The sequence below is a fragment of the Pseudomonas sp. P4_B4 genome (assembly GCF_056402255.1).
Map to the genome: position 1 here is coordinate 200,520 of NZ_JBFUHS010000016.1, position 20,176 is coordinate 220,695.

Genomic DNA, 20,176 nt, shown 5'->3' on the forward strand with positions numbered 1-20,176 from the left:
AGCAAATGCTGGCGTTATTTTTTGCGGGGTATTTAAGCCCTGGCATGTTCGATTTCAAAGATGCAAACGCTGGCGCAGTCCCTGGACATAATCCTGCCACTCACTGAGCACCCCCTGCTGAAACGGAGTAGCACTAACGCTCAATTGGGCCGTGGCTTCTACAAAACTTTCAAGGGTATTTGGCGCCCCCCACTCGGGTTCCGACAAACGTTTCTGACAGAATATTCGCCAGCGTTCCTGCTCTTCGGGATTCAACGTCTCGGGAAAGTTGCGTGCGCGATATCGAAACAGCAATTCAGGCAAACGTTCGTCATCGAAAGGCCACTGCTCTTGTGCCAATTGCATCGGGTCAACGGTTCTGACTTGTTCACACAATCGCCGATCCCGATCACCGATAAATCCATCATATAACTGTTGCTCCGGATCCTGGCTCGGGGAAAAGTCTTCGCGAGCATAAATCGCCAGGATTTTATCCAGCCAAACTTTCTGCGCGTCATTTAGCCGCAACACCCGCTGCTGATATAGCGCCATATCCAGCCCCAGGCGTTGCTGGTCTTCTTTGCGAAGTACCGACAACGGTGCCACCACCGGGCACTTGTTAATGTGAATCAGCTTCAACGGCACCGGCAACTCGCCTTCGGCCAGTTCGTCGCGGCGGGTATACAAGCGCTGGCGCAAGCTTTCGGCATCCAGGTCGAGCAGGCCTTGGGGATCGAGGTGCAGATCACAGACAATCAGGGCGTTCTTGTTGCGCGGGTGCCAGGCCAGCGGCAACACCACACCCACATAGCTGCGCGCGGCCGAAAATCGCCCGGAAACATGCACCAGCGGTTGCATCAGGCGTATCTGGTCCATGACTTTCTGCTTGCTGCGCAGTTGAAACAACCAGTCGTACAGCTTTGGCTGTTTTTCCCGTATCAGGCGCGCCAGGGCGATCGTCGCGCGAACGTCCGACAGCGCTTCGTGGGCATTGCCATGATCAATACCATTGGCAGCGGTCAGGCGTTCGAGCCTGAGCGTGACCCGCCCCTCGTCATCGGTCGGCCAGACCATGCCATCGGGGCGCAAGGCATAGGCGGCGCGCACCACATCGATCAGGTCCCAGCGGCTGTTGCCGCCCTGCCACTCCCGCGCATAGGGGTCGAAAAAGTTTCGGTACAGACTGTAGCGAGTCATCTCGTCATCGAAACGCAAGGTGTTATACCCCGCGCCACAGGTACCGGGCGCCGCGAGTTGGGCATGCACCCGGGTCATGAAATCGGCTTCGCTCAAGCCTTGCGCCTGCAGTTGCCCGGGAGTGATTCCGGTGATCGTGCAAGCAGCCGGATGCGGCAGGATGTCATCACTGGGCTGGCAGTAAAGGTTGACCGGCTCGTCGATTTCATTGAGATCGAAGTCAGTGCGCAGGCCGGCCATTTGCAACGGACGGTCGCAACGGGGATTGATGCCAGTGGTTTCGTAGTCGTACCAGAAGATGGAGGTCACGGGCGATTCCTGAACTGAAGATCGGCAAAGTCTAGGCGTTCACCTCCCGCCCCGGCCAGTAGTCTTGTCATTCAAGCACCTCGCGCGACTCACCATGCAATACATAGTTATGTCGTTTCCCCCCGCCCCCGCCCCTCGAATAGGCTGCTAGCATCGAATGGATACACAATCCCGATCCAGGCCACATTATCAGGTTGCCCATGCTCGAGACCACAGCACTGCCAGGGACTGCGCCGCTGTCACCACCGCTGGATACGCGGTACCGGGTCGAAACGCCGGAGGGCGTCGACCTGCCACTGCGCCCGGCCGGGTTGATGGTCCGTGCGCTGGCATTCTCCATCGATCTTGGTTTGCGCGGCCTGGTCCTGGGCGTGCTGTTCATTGCACTGGCGATGCTCGGCAAACTGGGGGCCGGGCTCGGTTCGATCCTGCTGTTCGTGGTGAGCTGGTGGTACATGGTGCTGTTCGAGGTGCTGAACCACGGCCGCTCGCCGGGCAAGCAATGGATGGGCTTGCGGGTGGTGCACGACGATGGCACCCCGGTCGGCTGGTCCGCATCGCTGCTGCGCAACCTGCTGCGCGTTGTCGACCTGCTGCCGTTCGGTTACTTCCTCGGGGCCATCAGTTGCCTGCAACATCCCCACTTCAAGCGCCTCGGCGATATCGCCGCCGGGACCCTGGTGATCTACCGCGAACAATCGCATACCCGCCCCGAACTCCCCGAAGCCCAGCCGCGTCGCCCGGCCTTTGTCCTGACACTCACCGAGCAAAGGGCCATCCTCGGGTTTGCCGAGCGCCAGGGTGAACTCTCCGAAGCGCGAGTCAATGAACTGGCTTCGATTCTTGCCCAACCCTTGCAAGTCCAGCCCCCGCAGGCGGTGACCGAGCTCAACGGCATCGCCCGCGGCTTGTTGGGGCCGACATGAAGCAAAGCCTTTTTGAAAGCCGGCACAAGGCCGAATGGGAACAGTTCACTCGCCTGCTCGAGCAATTGGAGCACGACAGGAAAGCCACTGGGGCCGGCAGTTTCCCGAAGGACTACCGACGCCTCTGCCAACACCTGGCACTGGCACGGGAGCGTGGCTACAGCAGTTTTCTGATCGATTCCTTGCAGCAACAAGTGCTGCGCGGACACCAACAGCTTTACCGACATCGCAGCCGTTTGGGGGCCAACGTGCTGGCATTCATCCTGGCCGACTTTCCGCGACTGGTGCGCGAACAGTGGCGTTTTGTCCTCGCCGCCAGCCTGATGTTCTTTGGCAGCCTGGTCGGTTTCGCGCTGCTGGTGTACCTGTACCCGGACCTGGTCTACAACCTGATCCCCGCCGAGCAGGTCAGTGAAATGCAAAGCATGTACGACCCCGTTGCCGGTCACCTCGGGCGCACGGCGGAACGGGCCGCCAGTGAGGATTGGGCGATGTTCGGCTACTACATCATGCACAACATCGGCATTGCCTTTCAGACCTTCGCCAGCGGTTTGCTGTTCGGCCTGGGCAGCGTGTTTTTTCTGATTTTCAACGGCCTGATGATCGGTGCGGTGGCCGGGCACCTGACCTACGTCGGCTACGGGCAAACCTTTTGGTCATTCGTGATCGGCCATGGCGCTTTCGAACTCAGCGCCATTGCCCTGGCCGGTGCCGCCGGCCTGAAGCTGGGCTGGGCGTTGGTCGCCCCGGGGCGCCTGCCACGGGCCGAGGCCTTGCGATTGGCTGCGCGCAAGAGTGTGCTGCTGATCTGCGGGGTCATGCTGTTTCTGTTGATCGCGGCGTTTATCGAAGCTTATTGGTCGTCAATGACCGGCCCTTCGCACCAGACCAAGTACCTGGTCGGCGCGGCGCTCTGGCTTCTGGTGGTGGTTTATCTCGTGTGTGCCGGACGTCACCGCCATGCGCCTGAGTGACGCCACGGTGGTGATTCGCCCGCGCTCGACCTGGGAAGCCATGGACCTTGGGGTGCTGCTGAGCCAACGCCACCGACGCCTGTTGATGACCAGTTGGGCCTTGGTCACCTTGCCGGTTTTCGCGCTGCTCAGTTGGGGATTCTGGGATTCGCCCTCTCTCGCCGTATTCATTTTCTGGTGGCTGAAGCCAGCGTTCGAACGCCTGCCCTTATACATCCTGTCCCAGGCGATGTTCGGTGAAACACCCACGCTCAAGCAGGCCCTGCACCAATGGCCACACCTGCTCAAACCGCAATTGCTGGCCAGCCTGACCTGGCGACGCCTGAGTTTGCCCCGCAGTTTCATGATGCCGGTGGTGCAGCTCGAAGGGCTCAACGGCCAGCAACGGCAGCAGCGTCTACAGGTGCTGTTGCAGCGAGACGCTGGCGCCGCACGCTGGCTGACGATCATCGGCGCGCACCTGGAAGGCGCGTTGTGGATCGGCTTGATGGTGTTGTTCTATCTGCTGCTGCCACAACAGGTCGCGCTCGACTGGAGCTGGCAGTCGCTGATCTCCGCGGCCAACCAGGACTGGTACTGGCTGGAACACCTGACCAACGCCTTTTATGCACTGGTGCTGGTGGTCTGGGAACCGATCTATGTCGCCTGCGGTTTCAGTCTGTACCTGAACCGGCGCACCGTGCTGGAGGCCTGGGATATCGAACTGGTGTTCCGCCGAATGCGCCAGCGCCTCGTCAGTGCAGGCGCTGTCCTGTTGATGGCCGTGATTTTGCTGATGCCGCCCGCCCACAGCGCGTGGGCCGCCGAACGGGCCATCTCACCCGACAGCCCGCGCCTGCTGGACCAGCCCCTGACCAGCCAAGCCTCCATGAACAGCATCAAGGCGATCCTCGAACAGCCGCCTTTCAAGAACCGGGAATCGGTCACGCGCTACCGCTTTGGCGAAGAACAACCGAGTGCTGAAGCCGCGGACGATGGCAAGACACCACAATGGTTGAAGGCACTGTTGAAGCTGTTTGAGGGGCAACGTTTCGGGGCATTGGCGACCCTGATTGAAATCGTGCTGTGGGGCATCGTCATTGGCGCCATAGGCTTGTTGATCTGGCGCTATCGCGACTGGTTGCAGGCGTTCGTCAGCCGACGACCGATCCCCGACAACAAAGCCACGCGACCGTTACCGCAGCAGGCATTCGGCATGGACCTCAAGCCCGAGTCCCTGCCCGCGGACATCGCCGCCCACGCCGAAAGTCTTTGGCAGACCCATCCGCGCGAAGCGCTCGGATTGCTCTATCGCGCCCTGCTCAGCCGTTTGCTGCACGACTTCAACATCGCGCTCAAAGCCGCCGACACCGAAGGCCAGGTGCTTCGGCGTGTCGAGCTACTGCAGCAGCCGGCCTTGCTGGCCTACAGCCAAAACCTGACCGGGCACTGGCAAAACATGGCCTACGGTCATCGCCTGCCACCCGCTCAGGTGCAGCAGGAACTGTGTAACGGCTGGCGTGTTCTGTTCGGCCCGGAGGCTGTCCGTTGAGTCGGCGCTGGGGCACCATAGCCGGGCCGTTGATCGCCGTGTTGCTGGCTGCGCTGAGCGTTTATCTGTACCTCAAGGCTACCCCCTACCAGACCGAAATCGACCACGGTCCGGCCCCCGAAGCCAGGGCTAACCCTTATCTGGCGGCGGAGCTCTTTTTACGCAAACAAGGCCTGAGCGTCGACCATGCCAATGGCCTCGACATCCTGCCCAGTCTCGACCCACGTCAACGCAGCCTGCTGTTGCTCGGGGACCGCTACAACATGACCCCACGGCAGATCGACCAGCTGATGAACTGGACCCGGGCCGGCGGGCGGCTTCTGTTCGTCGCCGAGTCGCTGTGGGATGAAAAACTCGGCCATAGCAATGACCTGCTGCTCGACCGGGTGCAACTGCACCAGTCCTTGAGCAAAGACCTCAAAGACCCGCCGCCGAATGTCGGCGCAGATCCGTACCCGCAACTGACCAAGCTCTATCTGGAAAACGAAGACGCCCCGGCCTACGCCGGTTTCGATACGGCGTTCCATCTCGAAGACCCGAAAAACCTCGCCCTGGCCTGGGCCAACAGCGCCAAGGCCACGCACATGATGCAACTCAACCACGGGCTGGGTTCGATCATCGTGGTCACCGATGCCGACCTGTGGAAAACCCCGGCCATCGACCGGTACGACAACGCCTGGTTGCTCTGGTACCTGACCGCCGATACCCGCGTGACGCTGATCTTCAACACCGATCACGACAGCCTGCTGACCTTGCTGCTGCGTTATTTCCCCCAGGCGCTGGTCGCGTTGTTCGCCTTGATCGGCCTGGGTTTCTGGCACTTTGGCGTGCGTCAGGGGCCACTGCTGGAACCGGCACCAAAAGCGCGTCGGCAATTGCAGGAGCACCTGCGCGCCAGCGCCGATTTCCTGTTGCGCCGCAACGGTCAGGCCGGCCTGTTGCAAGCCTTGCAGCAAGACATCCTGCGGCGTGTGCGGCGTCGTCATCCCGGCTTTGAACAACTCGGCGTTGCCGAACAATGGCTGGTGCTCGCGCGCCTGACCGGCCAACCCACACGCGCTATCAGCCAGGCCATGAGCCCGCGACCGAAGCAACGGCTTTCCAGCGTTGAATTCAGCCATCAGGTCGCCCACCTGCAATCCTTGAGGAACGCCCTATGAGTCAACCGATCGAGCCTGACGTACCGAGCCACGCCGCTCAACAACGTCAGCGTGCCGGCCATCTGGCCCAGGCCGTACGCAAAGAATTGCAAAAAGCAGTGATTGGCCAGGACCGCGTGATCGACGACGTCCTGACCGCGCTGATCGCCGGCGGCCACGTGTTGCTCGAGGGCGTACCAGGTTTGGGCAAGACCCTGTTGGTGCGTGCCCTCGCCCGTTGCTTCGGCGGTGAGTTCGCGCGCATCCAGTTCACCCCGGACCTGATGCCCAGCGACGTTACCGGGCATGCGGTGTATGACTTGCAGACCGAGCAATTCAAGCTGCGCAAGGGGCCGTTGTTCACCAACCTGCTACTGGCCGACGAGATCAACCGTGCCCCGGCGAAAACCCAGGCCGCACTGCTCGAAGCCATGCAGGAACGGCAAGTGACCCTCGAAGGCCAGCCGTTGCCGATTGCGCAACCGTTCATGGTGCTCGCCACGCAAAACCCGATCGAACAGGAAGGCACTTACCCCTTGCCGGAAGCTGAACTGGACCGCTTCATGCTCAAAGTACGCATGGATTACCCCGACGCCGAGCAAGAGCTGGACATGGTGCGTCAGGTCAGCCGCTCGACCCGGGCCGACATGCTCGACGTTCAACCGATGCGTACGTTGTTGCAGGCCAAGGATGTACTGGCCCTGCAACGCATTGCCAGCGACCTGGCGCTGGACGATCAGGTGCTCGATTACGCCGTGCGCCTGGCACGGTCTACCCGCAGCTGGCCCGGCTTGATTCTCGGCGCCGGCCCACGAGCGTCCATCGCGCTGGTGCGATGTGCCCGGGCCCGAGCACTGCTGCGTGGTGGTGAGTTCGTGATTCCGGATGACATCAAGGGTTGCGCCCTGGCCGTGCTGCGCCATCGTGTGCGCATCGCGCCGGAGTTGGACATCGAGGGCCTGGATGTCGATCAGGTACTCCAGCAGATGCTCGACCAAGTGCCGGCGCCGCGCCTGTGAAACCCTCGCGCCTGATGCTCGCCTGGCTGTTGATCCTGCTGGCCTGCGGCATTGTGTCGGGTACTTTGCGGGCATTGGAGTTCGCGGTTCCGGCGAATCTCATGGCGATCAACTGGGGGTTGCTCCTGGCGCTGCTGGTTCTGGCCCTGCTGGATGCGGTGCGCGTGAAGCGCCGGCCTTCGCCCCGGCTGAAACGCCAGTTGCCCGGCAGCCTGGCGCTGGGTCGATGGAGCGAGGTGCAACTGACAGTCGAACACGACTTTGCACAACCGCTGAACGTACAAGTCTTCGACCACGTGCCACCAGGCCTGGGCTTCGAAAACCTGCCCCTGACGGTCGAACTGCAACCCGGCCAGCACAGCCTGGCCGGTTATCGCCTGCGCCCGCTCAAGCGCGGCCACTTCAGCTTTGAACACTGCGAAATCGGCCTGCCAAGCCCCTTGGGGCTCTGGTCGGACAGACGCTTGCTCGACCTGCCCGATGCCACCCGCGTCTACCCAGATTTCGCCCGCTTGTATGGAGGGCAGTTGCTGGCGGTGGACAACTGGCTCAGCCAGCTTGGCGTCCGCCAGAAACAACGACGGGGCCTGGGCCTGGAATTCCATCAATTGCGCGAATTTCGTGAGGGCGACAGCCTGCGCCAGATCGACTGGAAAGCCACCGCCCGCCAGCGCACGCCGATTGCCCGGGAGTATCAGGACGAACGCGATCAGCAGATCATTTTCATGCTCGACTGCGGCCGGCACATGCGCAGCCAGGATGATGAACTGTCGCACTTCGATCACGCCCTCAACGCCTGTCTGTTGCTCAGCTACGTCGCGCTACGTCAGGGCGATGCAGTAGGCCTGAGTACCTTTGCCAGCGAGCAGCCGCGCTACCTCGCGCCGGTAAAAGGCACCAGCCATCTCAACACCCTGCTCAACAGTGTTTATGACTTGAACAGCAGCCAACGCAGCGCCGACTATCAAGCTGCGGCAACGCAACTGCTGGCACGGCAAAAACGCCGGGCACTGGTGGTGCTGGTGACCAATCTGCGCGAAGAGGACGACGATGAATTGCTCTCGGCGGTCAACCGCCTGAGCCGGCAGCATCAGGTGCTGGTCGCGAGCCTGCGTGAAGACGTGCTCGACACCCTGCGTCAGTCACCGGTGCAGACCTTGCCCGAGGCGCTGGCCTATTGCGGGACCGTGGACTACCTGAATGCACGCGCCGAACTCCATGAGCGCTTGAACGCTCATGGAGTGTTGGTGATGGATGCGCGGCCCGGTGAGTTGGGGGCAGAGTTGGTGACTCGGTACCTGGGCTGGAAAAGAACTGGACTCTGAGCCTGAGCAATCACCCACTGCCGGTTTTCCAGTGATCTCAAGCCGAAGCCGGCAACGGCAGAAAACTGAAATACTGCTTCAACGCCTCCACCAGTTGCCCATACTCCGGTGGCACCCGTTGCAGGCTGAACCCGGTGTCGTAATGTTGGGGGGTCGCGTCTTCGTGGCACCACAGGCAACAGGCCTGCAGGTCGATGATCCGCTGGCCACCTTCGCTGGCAGGAATTTTCAGGCGCAGGGTGAAGTCCGCGCCGATCATCATCGGCAGCAGGCTGATCAACATCAGCCCGTCTTCGGAGACATTGCCCAGGTAGCCGATGGGTTTGCCGGTGATGCCGTTGAACACTTTCAGGAAGTACGGCAGTTGATGCCGCTCGATTCGGCGGTCGGTGAACATGTGCAATTTCGCTATGCAAGGCTCTTAAGCAGAGCCGCACTACTGCTTCGGAACGGGTATGCATAAGTCTTTGCCCGCTCTCCCCGCTTCCGGTGCGCCAATCCTGACAGCGCTGAGTCCTGCTTGTGCCGGTCACAGGTGTTGCCCCGGTTCAGAGACAAGGCTCTAAAACCGGTTCATTGGACTATAGCTCAGCACCGCCGGTGAGCCAGCGATTGGAGGGTTATCACCATCAGAACTGCGTCGGTTTAACTGCCGCCGCACTGCGCGTCGGGTAGTGGCCCAGGCTCTGCAGGGTTTCAATGCGGGCACGGGCGCGGTAGGCATATTCGCTCTGCGGATAGGACGCCATGATGAACTGATAGGTCTGGGCCGCGTCGATAAACATCTTCTGTCGCTCCAGGCACAGACCGCGCATCATCGACACTTCCGGCCACACGTAAGGCCGCGCGCGGCTGTCGCGTTCGACCTTGGACAGCTCGAGCATCACCTGCTCGCAATTGCCCCGGTCATAGGCGCTGTAGGCATTGTTCAAATGATGGTTCATCGACCAACGGGTGCAGCCCGTGACACTAAGGGCGATGATGGCAAGGGCGGCAATGAGCACGAATCGCATGGGGGATCTCCTGTCTTGAACCCTGTATCGACCCATGGTCGGAAATCTTCAGGCTGCAGGAGCGAGAAGTTGCCAGGCTCAATAAAGAAGGCAATAACCAGGCTCTTCACGAAAACCAAGCTCTTCACGAAAAAGTAGTGCAAACGAACAATGACTACACCCTCGGAGCATAGTAGCCTCACTCAGCGCTTGAACTCAGGAGTCTTTGCATGTCCGTCCGTCGTACCAAAATCGTCGCCACCCTTGGCCCGGCCAGTAACTCGCCGGAAGTTCTCGAACAGCTGATTCTGGCTGGCCTGGACGTCGCCCGCCTGAACTTCTCCCACGGCACCCCCGACGAGCACAAGGCTCGCGCGAAGCTGGTGCGTGACCTCGCGGCCAAGCACGGTCGCTTCGTCGCCCTGCTGGGTGACCTGCAAGGCCCGAAAATCCGTATCGCCAAATTCGCCAACAAGAAGATCGAGCTGAAGATCGGTGATCAATTCACCTTCTCCACCAGCCATCCTCTGACCGAAGGCAACCAGCAAGTGGTCGGCATCGACTATCCGGACCTGGTCAAGGACTGCGGCGTGGGCGACGAGCTGCTGCTCGACGACGGTCGCGTGGTGATGCGCGTCGATACCGCCACGGCCACCGAACTGAATTGCACCGTGACCATCGGCGGCCCGCTGTCGGACCACAAAGGCATCAACCGTCGCGGTGGCGGCCTGACCGCTCCGGCCCTGACTGAAAAAGACAAGGCCGACATCAAGCTCGCCGCGGAAATGGAAGTCGACTACCTCGCGGTCTCCTTCCCGCGTGACGCCGCCGACATGGAATACGCCCGTCAACTGCGCGACGAAGCCGGCGGCACTGCCTGGCTGGTGGCGAAGATCGAACGCGCCGAAGCCGTGGCCGACGACGAAACCCTCGACGGCCTGATCAAGGCGTCCGACGCGGTGATGGTTGCCCGTGGTGACCTGGGCGTGGAAATCGGCGACGCCGAGCTGGTGGGCATCCAGAAGAAGATCATTCTGCACGCACGCCGCCACAACAAGGCGGTGATCGTCGCGACCCAGATGATGGAGTCGATGATCCAGAACCCGATGCCGACCCGCGCCGAAGTGTCCGACGTAGCCAACGCCGTGCTCGACTACACCGACGCCGTGATGCTCTCGGCCGAAAGCGCCGCTGGCTTGTACCCGCTGGAAGCCGTTCAGGCCATGGCGCGCATCTGCATCGGTGCCGAAAAGCACCCGACCAGCAAGACCTCCAGCCACCGCATCGGCAAAGAGTTCGAGCGCTGCGACGAAAGCATCGCACTGGCAACCATGTACACCGCCAACCACTTCCCGGGTGTGAAAGCTATCATCGCCCTGACCGAAAGTGGCTACACCCCGCTGATCATGTCGCGCATCCGCTCCTCGGTGCCGATCTACGCGTTCACCCCACACCGCGAAGCCCAGGCTCGCGCGGCAATGTTCCGTGGCGTGTACACCATCCCGTTCGACCCGGCTTCGCTGGCGCCGAACGAAGTCAGCCAGAAAGCTATCGACGAGCTGGTCAAGCGCGGCGTAGTACAGAAAGGCGACTGGGTCATCCTGACCAAAGGCGACAGCTACCACACCACCGGCGGCACCAACGGCATGAAGATCCTGCACGTTGGCGATCCGATGGTCTGAGTGACCGGTTGCTGAAAAACAAAAGCCCCGCCATGTGAATGGCGGGGCTTTTTGCTTTCTGATCCGATAGTTGTGTTGTCCAGGCCGACCTCATCGCGAGCAGGCTCGCTCCCACAGGGGACTTGTGGTGATCCTATAATTTGCTGAAAACGCCGGCCATTGTGGGAGCGAGCCTGCTCGCGATGGGGCCGGCCCAGTCAGCGAAGACTCAGTGCCGCTTGATAAACCCCGTCAACGCCGCCAACGCCTCCGGCGAACGCAGCCGTTGAGTAAACAACGCCCCCTCCTCTTCAATTACCTTGCGCAACAGCTCCCGATCCGGCGCCTTCATCAATTGCTTGCTGATGCGCACCGCTTCCGGTGGCAGCGACTCGAAGCGCAGCGCCATCTCCCGCGCCTTGGCCAAGGCTTCTTCGCCACTGCCCAGCGCTTCGGACGCAATGCCCCACGCGGCCGCCTGTTCACCACTGAAGCCTTCACCGAGCAACAATAACTCCGCCGCCTTGGCCTGCCCAAGCAAGCGCGGCAGGATCAGGCTGGAGCCGAACTCCGGGCATAAACCAAGGTTGACGAACGGCATGCGCAGGCGTGCGTCACGGCTGACGTAGACCAGGTCGCAATGCAGCAACATCGTCGTGCCAATGCCCACCGCCGCTCCGGCCACGGCGGCGATCACCGGTTTGCGGCATTCGAGCAGGCCCCGCATGAACTGGAATACCGGGCTGTCGAGGCCGTTCGGCGGTTGCTGGATGAAGTCGGCGATGTCGTTGCCGGCGGTGAAGCATTCGGCAGAGCCGGTGATCAGCACGGCATTGATCCCGGGGTCGCTGTCGGCCTGTTTCAACGCCTCGGCCAAGTGGCTGTACATGGCGCGGGTCAGCGCGTTTTTCTTGTCCGGGCGATTCAGGCGCAGGGTCAACAGGCCGTGTTCGCGTTCAATTTGGATGGCATCGGTCATGGCAGGTCTCGCGTCTGAAAAGTCAGCGCTCAACCACGGGGCAGGAATACATCGGCCAGCAGTTGATTGCGCGGCAATCCCGCCAGGTACAGGCGCCGGGCAAAGGCGTCGACACTGTCGGGGGCTCCGCAGAGTAAGGCCAGGGTTTGCCGGGAAACAAGCCGCAGTTGCGCCAAAGCCGCTGGCAACTCGGCCGGGGTCCACAGTTCGATATTCAGGTTCGGACGGCTGGCGGCCATGGCTTGCAAAGGTTTGGCCAGATAGTGCTCATCGGCATCATGGGCCAGGTGGATGACGCGGATGGCGCCTTGGTGATCCTGCCTCAACGCTTCGCGCAATACACCAAACAAGGGCCCCAATCCGGTGCCGGCCGCCATCAACCACAACGGCCGGGCGTGCCAGTCGGGGTCGTAATGCAAGGCGCCGCCGCGCAGTTCACCGAGACGGATCGGATCGCCGATGCGCAATTGCCTGGCTGCATCGCTGAATTCCCCGGGCTTGCGGCAATCGAGATGAAACTCCAGAAAACGGTCTTCTTGCGGCAGGCTGGCGAGAGAATACGGCCGCGCCACGATGCCCGCCCACAACACCAGGTGCTGGCCGGCGCCATAGCGCAACGGTCGCTGGGGGATTACGCGTAGACGCAGGACCGTGGCGCTCAACCAATCGACGGCAGACACTTCGGCCGGTCGGCCATCGGTTTGCGGGTCGAAGGCGTGCACCTGCAAGTCCTCGACCACCTGGCACTGGCATGCCAGGCGCCAACCCTGTTCACGCTGCTGTGCACTCAGGGCATCGGGGCGGCTGTCGCTCGGCAGCCCCCGCACACACTGCACCAGGCACGCATGGCAACTGCCGGCGCGGCAACTGTAAGGCACCGGCACGTCGTTCTGATTCAGCGCGTCGAGCAAATTGCTACCCGCCGCCACCGACCAGTGGCGCTCGCCGACCCGCAGCTCAGGCATCGACGTTCTCCCACGCTGCCGCGCATCGGTTGCGGCCGTCACGCTTGGCGCGATAAAGCGCCTGATCGGCCTGTTGCAGGGCGTCATCGAGGTCGTCGCCCCGTTCCAGCAGGGTCATGCCGGCGGACAGACTGAGGTTGCGCACATTCAGACCAATCAACTCGACATCGGTGAACGCGATGCGCAGCCGTTCGCAGCACGATGTCAAACTGTCGGCATCGCAATCGGGCAGCAGCACCACGAACTCTTCACCGCCGTAACGGGCCAGAACATCACCGTCGCGCAGGCATGCGCTGGCAACGCCGGCAAAGGCTTGCAGCACCTGATCGCCGGCGGCATGACCGTACAGGTCGTTGATGCGCTTGAAATGGTCGAGGTCGATCAGCGCCAGGCCATGCACGACACCCGCGTCCATGGCGTTCAGCTCACGGGACGCCAGGCGCAGGAAATGCCGGCGATTGAACAGACCCGTGAGCTCGTCGGTAGCCACCAGGTCTTCGAGCTGGCGCATCATCCCGCGCAATGTGTCCTGGTGCGCCTGCAAGGCAAAACGCCGCTGACGCATGCGTTGTCGCGAGGCCTGGACATAGCGGGCATACAGCACCAGCCACACCAGCACGATGAACAGCACACAGACCTGCAACACCGCCATGGCCGGGTCAGGCAGCTGGAAGTGGTAGACCTCCCACAGCGTGATCGCACTGAAACTGAAAAACACCAGCAGCGCGCATCGTACTAAAGATCGGCGTGACAGATGGAACAGGCCGAACAGCAGGATCAGCACGTAAAACACCAGAAATGCGCCCCGGGCTTCGTCCAGATGGGCGATCAGCCAGGTTTGCCACCCCAGCCCCAGCAACACTTGCGCCTCGGTCAGGCTGGGGTCGGCGAAACGCAGGTTGTAGCCGCTGTAGAACACCGCGAACAGGGTGACCTGGCTGATCACCACCAGCGCGCTGCCGATGGCGACATTGGAAAGCGGTGCATCGTAGTGACCGGTAAAAAACGCCAGCCACAGCAGCAACAATGCCAGGGCATAGGTGCCGGCCGCGAGGGCGAAACGTTTAAGCAAAAGGCGCTGGATGGCGTTATGGGTCAATCGTTGACTCACCAAATGAAAGGAGACTGACAGAGCGTCCTACTCTACAGACCGTATGTCACTTTAGTGGCAAGACCGATAAATGACCATTCAATTTTCGGGATCGACGGTCCGAGCCTTGCACACCCCTCGCCACAAAAGCCTTCACCACACATTTGCCGCTCGTAACTTGCCACTTTAAGCGCCTTCCATGCGACCAACGATTGACTGTCGGCGCGTGTGCCTGTCCGCAAGGCGCGTTATACTGCCGCGCCTTTTTAGCGTCGCGCCAGCTTGCCCGGCGTGCCTTGAAAGGTGCTTGCAACCGACCGATGCACCCAAGCTGCAAGCACCTTATTGAATGTTCCCGTCTTTTAGAGGAGCGCGACTCATGACCGTGATCAAGCAAGACGACCTGATTCAGAGCGTTGCCGACGCCCTGCAATTCATTTCCTATTACCACCCCGTGGATTTCATCCAGGCGATGCACGAGGCCTACCTGCGCGAAGAATCGCCAGCGGCCCGCGACTCGATGGCACAGATCCTGATCAACTCGCGCATGTGCGCCACCGGCCACCGCCCGATCTGCCAGGACACCGGTATCGTTACCGTGTTCGTGCGTGTCGGCATGGACGTGCGCTGGGATGGCGCCACCATGGGCCTGGACGACATGATCAACGAAGGCGTTCGTCGCGCCTACAACCTGCCGGAAAACGTCCTGCGTGCCTCGATCCTCGCCGACCCGGCGGGCGCTCGTAAAAACACCAAGGACAACACCCCGGCCGTGATCCACTACTCCATCGTTCCGGGTAACACCGTGGAAGTGGACGTGGCGGCCAAGGGCGGCGGTTCCGAGAACAAGTCGAAGATGGCCATGCTCAACCCGTCCGACTCGATCGTCGACTGGGTGCTGAAAACCGTCCCGGAAATGGGCGCCGGCTGGTGCCCACCGGGCATGCTCGGCATCGGCATCGGCGGCACCGCCGAGAAAGCCGCGGTCATGGCCAAGGAAGTGTTGATGGAATCCATCGACATTCACGAGCTGAAGGCGCGTGGCCCACAGAACCGCATTGAAGAAATGCGCCTGGAGCTGTTCGAGAAGGTCAACCAGTTGGGCATCGGCGCCCAGGGCCTGGGTGGCCTGACCACCGTGCTCGACGTGAAGATCATGGACTACCCGACCCACGCCGCCTCGCTGCCGGTGTGCATGATCCCGAACTGCGCCGCCACCCGTCACGCGCACTTCGTGCTCGACGGTTCCGGCCCGGCCTCGCTGGAAGCACCACCGCTGGACGCCTACCCGGAAATCGTCTGGGAAGCCGGTCCGTCGGCCCGCCGCGTCAACCTCGACACCCTGACCCCGGAAGAAGTACAGAGCTGGAAGCCGGGCGAAACCGTCCTGCTCAACGGTAAGATGCTCACCGGTCGCGACGCCGCGCACAAGCGCATGGTCGAGATGCTGAACAAGGGCGAAACCCTGCCGGTGGACCTCAAGGGTCGCTTCATCTACTACGTCGGTCCGGTCGATCCGGTCGGTGACGAAGTGGTTGGCCCGGCAGGTCCTACCACCGCCACGCGGATGGACAAGTTCACCCGTCAGATCCTCGAGCAGACTGGCCTGCTGGGCATGATCGGCAAATCCGAGCGCGGCCCTACCGCAATCGAAGCGATCAAGGACCACAAAGCCGTTTACCTGATGGCAGTCGGCGGCGCGGCTTACCTGGTGGCGCAAGCGATCAAGAAATCCCGCGTGGTAGCTTTCGCCGAACTGGGTATGGAAGCGATCTACGAGTTCGACGTGAAAGACATGCCTGTGACCGTTGCGGTCGACAGCAAGGGCGAGTCGGTACACATCACCGGTCCTGCCATCTGGCAGAAAAAGATCAGTGAAAGCCTGGCGGTGGAAGTGCAGTAAGCACTTAACCGCTGATTAAAAAAGAGCCGCGCTGTTTGTACGACAGCGCGGCTTTTTTTGTACCTGCTGGTCACCACCCCCCGGGGACTGGCCTACCATCACTTGTAATAAGTGGTTTTACACGCACGCAGCTCCTGTCGTACCTCGCCAAAGGCCTAGCTTTGAATGTCCGTGACCTACCTGCCGCTGGAATCCTGGAATAAACACTGGACACTCGACGGCCCGCTGGTGCGCTGTCGGCTGTGTGGGAGCGTTCAGGACCTCACGGACGCCGGCGCTTTTCGGCATGCACTCGGCTGTAAAGCCTGGGGACTGCAAGCCCAATACCCCAGTCGGGAACTGGCTACGCTGCTGCAGCAGAAAATCCAAGCGGGGTTGTTTTGATGCGCGCCATGCTCGAGGGCGGTGCCGCGCGTGAGGTGCTGGTCATTCGAAGCGTTTCACAGTGAAACGCTTGGGAATGTTCTCGGGGTAACGCCGCACAAGGTGACTCATCAGCGGCCATCTACCCGTCGAGTTTCCCCCTTAGCATGGGAAACGTTTCTCCGTGAAACACTCATGCGTTTTCACCGGCTCCAGGTGACAGCCTAGCTGAGCAGACCGGACAGGCCGACAGAATGCATGAAGCACACTTGAAAAATGATGATCTGAGTAACCCCAGAAAATCGGTAGTTTCGTTGGGGAAACTGACAGATAAACTGGAGCAGATGAAACGAAACATGAATCGTTGAACGCGCAAGGTATCCACCAGGGCGCAGTGAGATGAGATCTGGCGCAAGATAGTCCGCATGCTATCTTGCGCCTCCTATCTTTTGTCCGATTTCCGTTCGATGCTCCCGACCTCCAGATTCCTGCGCCTGACGCTGTATACCCTGCTGATCATCGCCGGTGCCGCCATCGCCGCCACCCTGGCCATGCGCCACACCGTGCGCCAGTCAATGGTCGAAGACGCGGCTCGCGCCAATCAGCAACTGGCGCTGTATGCCACGTCCCTGCATACCCTGATCGAACGTTACCGCGCCCTGCCTTCGGTGCTGGCGCTGGACCCGCAATTGCGCGACGCCCTCAAAGGCCCGGTGAGTCCCGAGCAGCAGGATGCGCTGAACCGCAAACTGGAAAAAATCAACGGCGCCGCCGAATCCTCGACCCTGGAACTGCTCGATCGCACCGGCCTCGCCGTAGCGGCGAGCAATTGGCGTTTGCCCAGCAGTTATGTCGGCCACAACTACGGTTTCCGTCCCTATTTCAACCAGACCCGCACCCAGGGCACCGGGCGCTTCTATGCCGTGGGGGTGACCAGCGGGATTCCCGGTTACTTCCTCTCCAGCGCGGTCAGCGATGACGACGGCCAGTTCCTCGGTGCCATGGTGGTGAAACTGGAATTTCCCGAACTGGAACGCGAGTGGCGTCAGGGCAGCGACACGCTGCTGGTCAGCGATGCCCGCGGGATCATCTTCATCGCCAACCAGCCGGGCTGGCGCTATCGCCTGCTCAAGCCGCTGAGCGACAGCGATCATGCCGAACTCAAGACCACCCGCCAGTACGACAAGCAGCCGCTGACGCCGCTTGAGTTTCAATCGTTGCGGCGTTTCGACGACAACAGTGACCTGGCTCGGGTCGATGGCCCGGATGGCAAGGCCGATTACCTGTGGGAATCCCTACCGCTGAGTACCGAGGGCTGGACCCTGCACCTGCTGCGTCGCCCGCAAGTTGCCTTCGAAGACAGCCGCAACGCCGCGCTCGCCGCGGCCGGGCTATGGCTGACCCTGGTGTTCCTGCTGCTGTTTCTCAACCAGCGCTGGCGCCTGGCCAAACTGCGTCAGCGCAGTCGCGAAGAACTCGAACGACTGGTAGAAGAACGCACCCGCGACCTGCGCACCGCCCAGGAAGGCCTGGTGCAGTCGGCCAAACTCGCGGCGCTGGGGCAGATGTCCGCCGCCCTGGCCCATGAGATCAACCAGCCGCTCACTGCCCAGCGCATGCAGCTTGCTACTCTGAGGCTGCTGCTCGACCACGGTCGCATCGACGACGCCTACAAGGCGCTCAAACCGGTGGATGAAATGCTCACCCGCATGGCGGCCCTCACCGGCCACCTGAAAACCTTCGCCCGCAAAAGCCCCAGCGGTTTGCGCGAACGCCTGGACCTGGCGGCGGTGGTGGACCAGTCGCTGCAACTGCTCGACACCCGGTTGCGCGACGAACAGGTCAGCACCGTGCTGCACCTGACCCGCCCGGCCTGGGTGCGTGGCGATGCGATTCGCCTGGAACAGGTGCTGATCAATCTGCTGCGCAATGCCCTCGATGCGATGCAGGATAAACCCTGCAAACGCCTGGAAATCCGCCTCGAAGCCGACGAGCAATTGTGGCGCCTGAGCGTAATCGACAACGGTGGCGGTATCGCCGAAGAGAACCTGTCCAAAGTCTTCGATCCATTCTTCACCACCAAACCGGTGGGCGAAGGCCTGGGCATCGGACTGGCCGTGTCCTTTGCCATCGTTCACGAATCCGGCGGACGCCTGAGCGCCGACAATCATGACAAAGGGGCCGTGTTTACCGTGACCTTGCCCATCGACCTGGAGGTGCATGAACCATGCTGAACTCAGTGATCGTGGTCGACGACGAAAGCAGCATCCGCAGTGCCGTCGAGCAATGGTTGAGCCTGTCGGGTTTCGAGGTTCAGCTGTTCAGCCGCGCCGATGAGTGCCTGGCACAATTGCCCAGGCATTTTGCCGGGGTGATTCTCAGCGACGTGCGCATGCCTGGCATGACCGGCCTGGAACTGCTGGCCGAGGTGCAACGCCGGGATGCCGATTTGCCGGTGATCCTGTTGACCGGCCACGGCGATGTGCCGATGGCCGTCGAAGCCATGCGCGACGGTGCCTACGACTTCCTCGAAAAACCCTTCAGCCCGGAAACCCTGCTCGGCAGCCTGCGCCGCGCCCTCGACAAGCGCCGGCTGGTGCTGGAAAACCGCGCGCTGCACGAGCAGGCGGATAACCGCGCCAAGCTCGATGCCACGTTGCTCGGCGTGTCCCGGGGTTTGCAGACCCTGCGGCGGCAGGTGCTGGACCTGGCAGCACTGCCGGTCAACGTGCTGATTCGCGGCGAAACCGGTAGCGGCAAGGAACTGGTCGCGCGTTGCCTGCACGACTTCGGGCCGCGGGCCGACAAGCCCTTTGTCGCACTCAACTGCGCGGCCATTCCCGAGCAATTGTTCGAGGCCGAGCTGTTCGGTCACGAGAGCGGCGCGTTCACCGGGGCGTCCGGCAAGCGCATCGGCAAGCTCGAGTACGCCGACGGCGGCACGCTGTTTCTCGATGAAATCGAAAGCATGCCGTTGGCCCAGCAAGTGAAACTGCTGCGGGTGTTGCAGGAGCAAAAGCTTGAACGGCTGGGCTCGAACCAGAGCATCCGCGTGGATTTGCGCATCATTGCCGCGACCAAACCGGACCTGCTTGACGAGGCGCGCGCCGGACGTTTTCGCGAAGACCTGGCTTATCGCTTGAACGTTGCCGAGCTGCGCTTGCCGCCGCTTCGCGAACGCCGTGAAGACATACCCTTGCTGTTCGAATCGTTTGCCCAAAACGCCGCCGAACGCTTGGGACGTAAATTTCCACCGTTGAGCGGCGCGCAGTTGAGTCACCTGCTGAGTCACGACTGGCCGGGCAACGTACGCGAACTGGCGAACGTCGCCGAGCGTCAGGTATTGGGGCTCGGTGAGCCGGAGCCCTTGGGCATCGAGCCCGGCCAGTCACTGGCGGCGCAGCAGGAAGCGTTCGAAGCGCAATGCCTGCGCGCGGCATTGACCCGGCACAAGGGCGATGTGAAAGCGGTGCTCGAAGAACTGCAACTGCCGCGCCGGACCTTCAATGAAAAGATGCAGCGGCATGGGTTGAGTCGGGAGATGTTTTTGCCCGAGACCTGATTTTTTTGGTGTCTGCTCCGGCCCCATCGCGAGCAAGCTCGCTCCCACAATGTTCGGCGTACACAGATCCACTAATGAAATGGCTACCCCCGCTGCCCCCTGTGATCGCCCACTAAGCTTTCGCAGGGGGCTCATCGGAGATCGTTGCCATGAACAAAGTAGCTATTGCCGCCATCGACTTGGGAAAACACACCTTTCATCTACATGCACAGGATGATCGTGGTCACGAGCTGTACCGAAAAAAATTCAATCGGGTAACGCT

General features: G+C 61.5%; 17 protein-coding genes and 1 pseudogene. 12 read left to right on the top strand and 6 right to left on the bottom strand.

What is annotated here, in order from left to right; translation table 11 throughout:
- Nucleotides 1–54: 54 nt before the first annotated feature.
- The gene (sbcB, locus tag AC1DVE_RS18545) at nucleotides 55–1,485 is read right to left on the bottom strand and encodes an exodeoxyribonuclease I (RefSeq protein WP_223459553.1); all 1,431 of its coding nucleotides are present in this window, start codon (nucleotides 1,483–1,485) and stop codon (nucleotides 55–57) included.
- A gap of 200 nt (nucleotides 1,486–1,685) precedes the next feature.
- Between sbcB and AC1DVE_RS18550 the strand changes: the two genes are divergently transcribed.
- The 6 genes from AC1DVE_RS18550 to AC1DVE_RS18575 are packed head-to-tail and all read left to right on the top strand — an operon-like array spanning nucleotide 1,686 to nucleotide 8,399.
- Nucleotides 1,686–2,411 (top strand): RDD family protein, encoded by a 726-nt coding sequence (locus AC1DVE_RS18550; protein ID WP_223459555.1) that lies wholly within the window; start codon nucleotides 1,686–1,688, stop codon nucleotides 2,409–2,411.
- Nucleotides 2,408–3,385, top strand: coding sequence for a stage II sporulation protein M (locus AC1DVE_RS18555; RefSeq protein ID WP_477784109.1), 978 nt, complete (start codon nucleotides 2,408–2,410; stop codon nucleotides 3,383–3,385). Before AC1DVE_RS18550 ends, AC1DVE_RS18555 begins: the two co-directional genes overlap by 4 nt.
- A complete protein-coding gene (locus tag AC1DVE_RS18560; protein ID WP_477784110.1) occupies nucleotides 3,372–4,916 on the top strand; it encodes a DUF4129 domain-containing protein in 1,545 nt (514 codons plus the stop codon). Before AC1DVE_RS18555 ends, AC1DVE_RS18560 begins: the two co-directional genes overlap by 14 nt.
- On the top strand, nucleotides 4,913–6,076 hold the full coding sequence (locus AC1DVE_RS18565; protein ID WP_477784111.1) for a DUF4350 domain-containing protein: 1,164 nt from the start codon (nucleotides 4,913–4,915) through the stop codon (nucleotides 6,074–6,076). Before AC1DVE_RS18560 ends, AC1DVE_RS18565 begins: the two co-directional genes overlap by 4 nt.
- Complete coding sequence (locus tag AC1DVE_RS18570) at nucleotides 6,073–7,074, top strand: AAA family ATPase (protein WP_477784112.1); 1,002 nt, start codon at nucleotides 6,073–6,075, stop codon at nucleotides 7,072–7,074. Before AC1DVE_RS18565 ends, AC1DVE_RS18570 begins: the two co-directional genes overlap by 4 nt.
- The gene (locus tag AC1DVE_RS18575; protein WP_223543114.1) at nucleotides 7,071–8,399 is read left to right on the top strand and encodes a DUF58 domain-containing protein; all 1,329 of its coding nucleotides are present in this window, start codon (nucleotides 7,071–7,073) and stop codon (nucleotides 8,397–8,399) included. The genes AC1DVE_RS18570 and AC1DVE_RS18575 overlap by 4 nt, the downstream gene beginning before the upstream one ends.
- 37 nt (nucleotides 8,400–8,436) lie before the next feature.
- Here AC1DVE_RS18575 and AC1DVE_RS18580 read toward each other — a convergent pair whose 3' ends face one another.
- Both AC1DVE_RS18580 and AC1DVE_RS18585 read right to left on the bottom strand, forming a co-directional pair.
- A complete protein-coding gene (locus tag AC1DVE_RS18580) occupies nucleotides 8,437–8,796 on the bottom strand; it encodes a PilZ domain-containing protein (protein ID WP_223459565.1) in 360 nt (119 codons plus the stop codon).
- 232 nt (nucleotides 8,797–9,028) lie between these two features.
- Nucleotides 9,029–9,412: a tetratricopeptide repeat protein gene (locus AC1DVE_RS18585; RefSeq protein WP_223532173.1), complete on the bottom strand. Its 384-nt coding sequence runs from the start codon at nucleotides 9,410–9,412 to the stop codon at nucleotides 9,029–9,031.
- A 209-nt stretch (nucleotides 9,413–9,621) separates the two neighbouring features.
- Here AC1DVE_RS18585 and pyk point away from each other — a divergent pair, with 209 nt between their 5' ends.
- Nucleotides 9,622–11,073 (top strand): pyruvate kinase, encoded by a 1,452-nt coding sequence (gene pyk / locus AC1DVE_RS18590; RefSeq protein ID WP_150726740.1) that lies wholly within the window; start codon nucleotides 9,622–9,624, stop codon nucleotides 11,071–11,073.
- Between the two features lie 208 nt (nucleotides 11,074–11,281).
- Here pyk and AC1DVE_RS18595 read toward each other — a convergent pair whose 3' ends face one another.
- From AC1DVE_RS18595 to AC1DVE_RS18605, 3 genes are read right to left on the bottom strand one after another with little or no spacing between them, the layout of a single operon-like run.
- On the bottom strand, nucleotides 11,282–12,031 hold the full coding sequence (locus AC1DVE_RS18595) for an enoyl-CoA hydratase-related protein (protein ID WP_477784113.1): 750 nt from the start codon (nucleotides 12,029–12,031) through the stop codon (nucleotides 11,282–11,284).
- 29 nt (nucleotides 12,032–12,060) lie between these two features.
- Complete coding sequence (locus AC1DVE_RS18600) at nucleotides 12,061–12,996, bottom strand: iron-sulfur-binding ferredoxin reductase (protein WP_223459571.1); 936 nt, start codon at nucleotides 12,994–12,996, stop codon at nucleotides 12,061–12,063.
- Nucleotides 12,989–14,095 carry a GGDEF domain-containing protein gene (locus AC1DVE_RS18605; protein ID WP_223459573.1) on the bottom strand — a complete coding sequence of 369 codons (1,107 nt, stop codon included), beginning with the start codon at nucleotides 14,093–14,095 and terminating at the stop codon, nucleotides 12,989–12,991. Before AC1DVE_RS18605 ends, AC1DVE_RS18600 begins: the two co-directional genes overlap by 8 nt.
- A gap of 370 nt (nucleotides 14,096–14,465) precedes the next feature.
- Between AC1DVE_RS18605 and AC1DVE_RS18610 the strand changes: the two genes are divergently transcribed.
- From AC1DVE_RS18610 to AC1DVE_RS18630, 5 genes and pseudogenes are all read left to right on the top strand, one after another.
- Nucleotides 14,466–15,989: a fumarate hydratase gene (locus AC1DVE_RS18610; protein WP_223459575.1), complete on the top strand. Its 1,524-nt coding sequence runs from the start codon at nucleotides 14,466–14,468 to the stop codon at nucleotides 15,987–15,989.
- Between the two features lie 165 nt (nucleotides 15,990–16,154).
- Nucleotides 16,155–16,373: a hypothetical protein gene (locus AC1DVE_RS18615; RefSeq protein ID WP_223534401.1), complete on the top strand. Its 219-nt coding sequence runs from the start codon at nucleotides 16,155–16,157 to the stop codon at nucleotides 16,371–16,373.
- 446 nt (nucleotides 16,374–16,819) lie between these two features.
- Nucleotides 16,820–18,586: a sensor histidine kinase gene (locus AC1DVE_RS18620; RefSeq protein ID WP_477784115.1), complete on the top strand. Its 1,767-nt coding sequence runs from the start codon at nucleotides 16,820–16,822 to the stop codon at nucleotides 18,584–18,586.
- Nucleotides 18,580–19,914, top strand: a complete 1,335-nt coding sequence (locus AC1DVE_RS18625; protein WP_223459589.1) for a sigma-54-dependent transcriptional regulator — start codon at nucleotides 18,580–18,582, stop codon at nucleotides 19,912–19,914. Before AC1DVE_RS18620 ends, AC1DVE_RS18625 begins: the two co-directional genes overlap by 7 nt.
- Nucleotides 19,915–20,063: 149 nt before the next feature.
- Nucleotides 20,064–20,176: pseudogene (locus tag AC1DVE_RS18630) on the top strand (IS110 family transposase); the annotation flags it as partial.

What these genes read in the sequence shown, in the direction of transcription:
- AC1DVE_RS18585 (WP_223532173.1), bottom strand. Translation starts at nt 9,412, where the DNA reads ATGCGATTCGTGCTCATTGCCGCCCTTGCCATCATCGCCCTTAGTGTC.
- AC1DVE_RS18625 (WP_223459589.1), top strand. Translation starts at nt 18,580, where the DNA reads ATGCTGAACTCAGTGATCGTGGTCGACGACGAAAGCAGCATCCGCAGT.
- AC1DVE_RS18615 (WP_223534401.1), top strand. Translation starts at nt 16,155, where the DNA reads ATGTCCGTGACCTACCTGCCGCTGGAATCCTGGAATAAACACTGGACA.
- AC1DVE_RS18600 (WP_223459571.1), bottom strand. Translation starts at nt 12,996, where the DNA reads ATGCCTGAGCTGCGGGTCGGCGAGCGCCACTGGTCGGTGGCGGCGGGT.
- AC1DVE_RS18570 (WP_477784112.1), top strand. Translation starts at nt 6,073, where the DNA reads ATGAGTCAACCGATCGAGCCTGACGTACCGAGCCACGCCGCTCAACAA.
- AC1DVE_RS18555 (WP_477784109.1), top strand. Translation starts at nt 2,408, where the DNA reads ATGAAGCAAAGCCTTTTTGAAAGCCGGCACAAGGCCGAATGGGAACAG.
- AC1DVE_RS18610 (WP_223459575.1), top strand. Translation starts at nt 14,466, where the DNA reads ATGACCGTGATCAAGCAAGACGACCTGATTCAGAGCGTTGCCGACGCC.
- AC1DVE_RS18560 (WP_477784110.1), top strand. Translation starts at nt 3,372, where the DNA reads ATGCGCCTGAGTGACGCCACGGTGGTGATTCGCCCGCGCTCGACCTGG.
- pyk (WP_150726740.1), top strand. Translation starts at nt 9,622, where the DNA reads ATGTCCGTCCGTCGTACCAAAATCGTCGCCACCCTTGGCCCGGCCAGT.
- AC1DVE_RS18595 (WP_477784113.1), bottom strand. Translation starts at nt 12,031, where the DNA reads ATGACCGATGCCATCCAAATTGAACGCGAACACGGCCTGTTGACCCTG.
- AC1DVE_RS18580 (WP_223459565.1), bottom strand. Translation starts at nt 8,796, where the DNA reads ATGTTCACCGACCGCCGAATCGAGCGGCATCAACTGCCGTACTTCCTG.
- AC1DVE_RS18620 (WP_477784115.1), top strand. Translation starts at nt 16,820, where the DNA reads ATGCTCCCGACCTCCAGATTCCTGCGCCTGACGCTGTATACCCTGCTG.
- AC1DVE_RS18550 (WP_223459555.1), top strand. Translation starts at nt 1,686, where the DNA reads ATGCTCGAGACCACAGCACTGCCAGGGACTGCGCCGCTGTCACCACCG.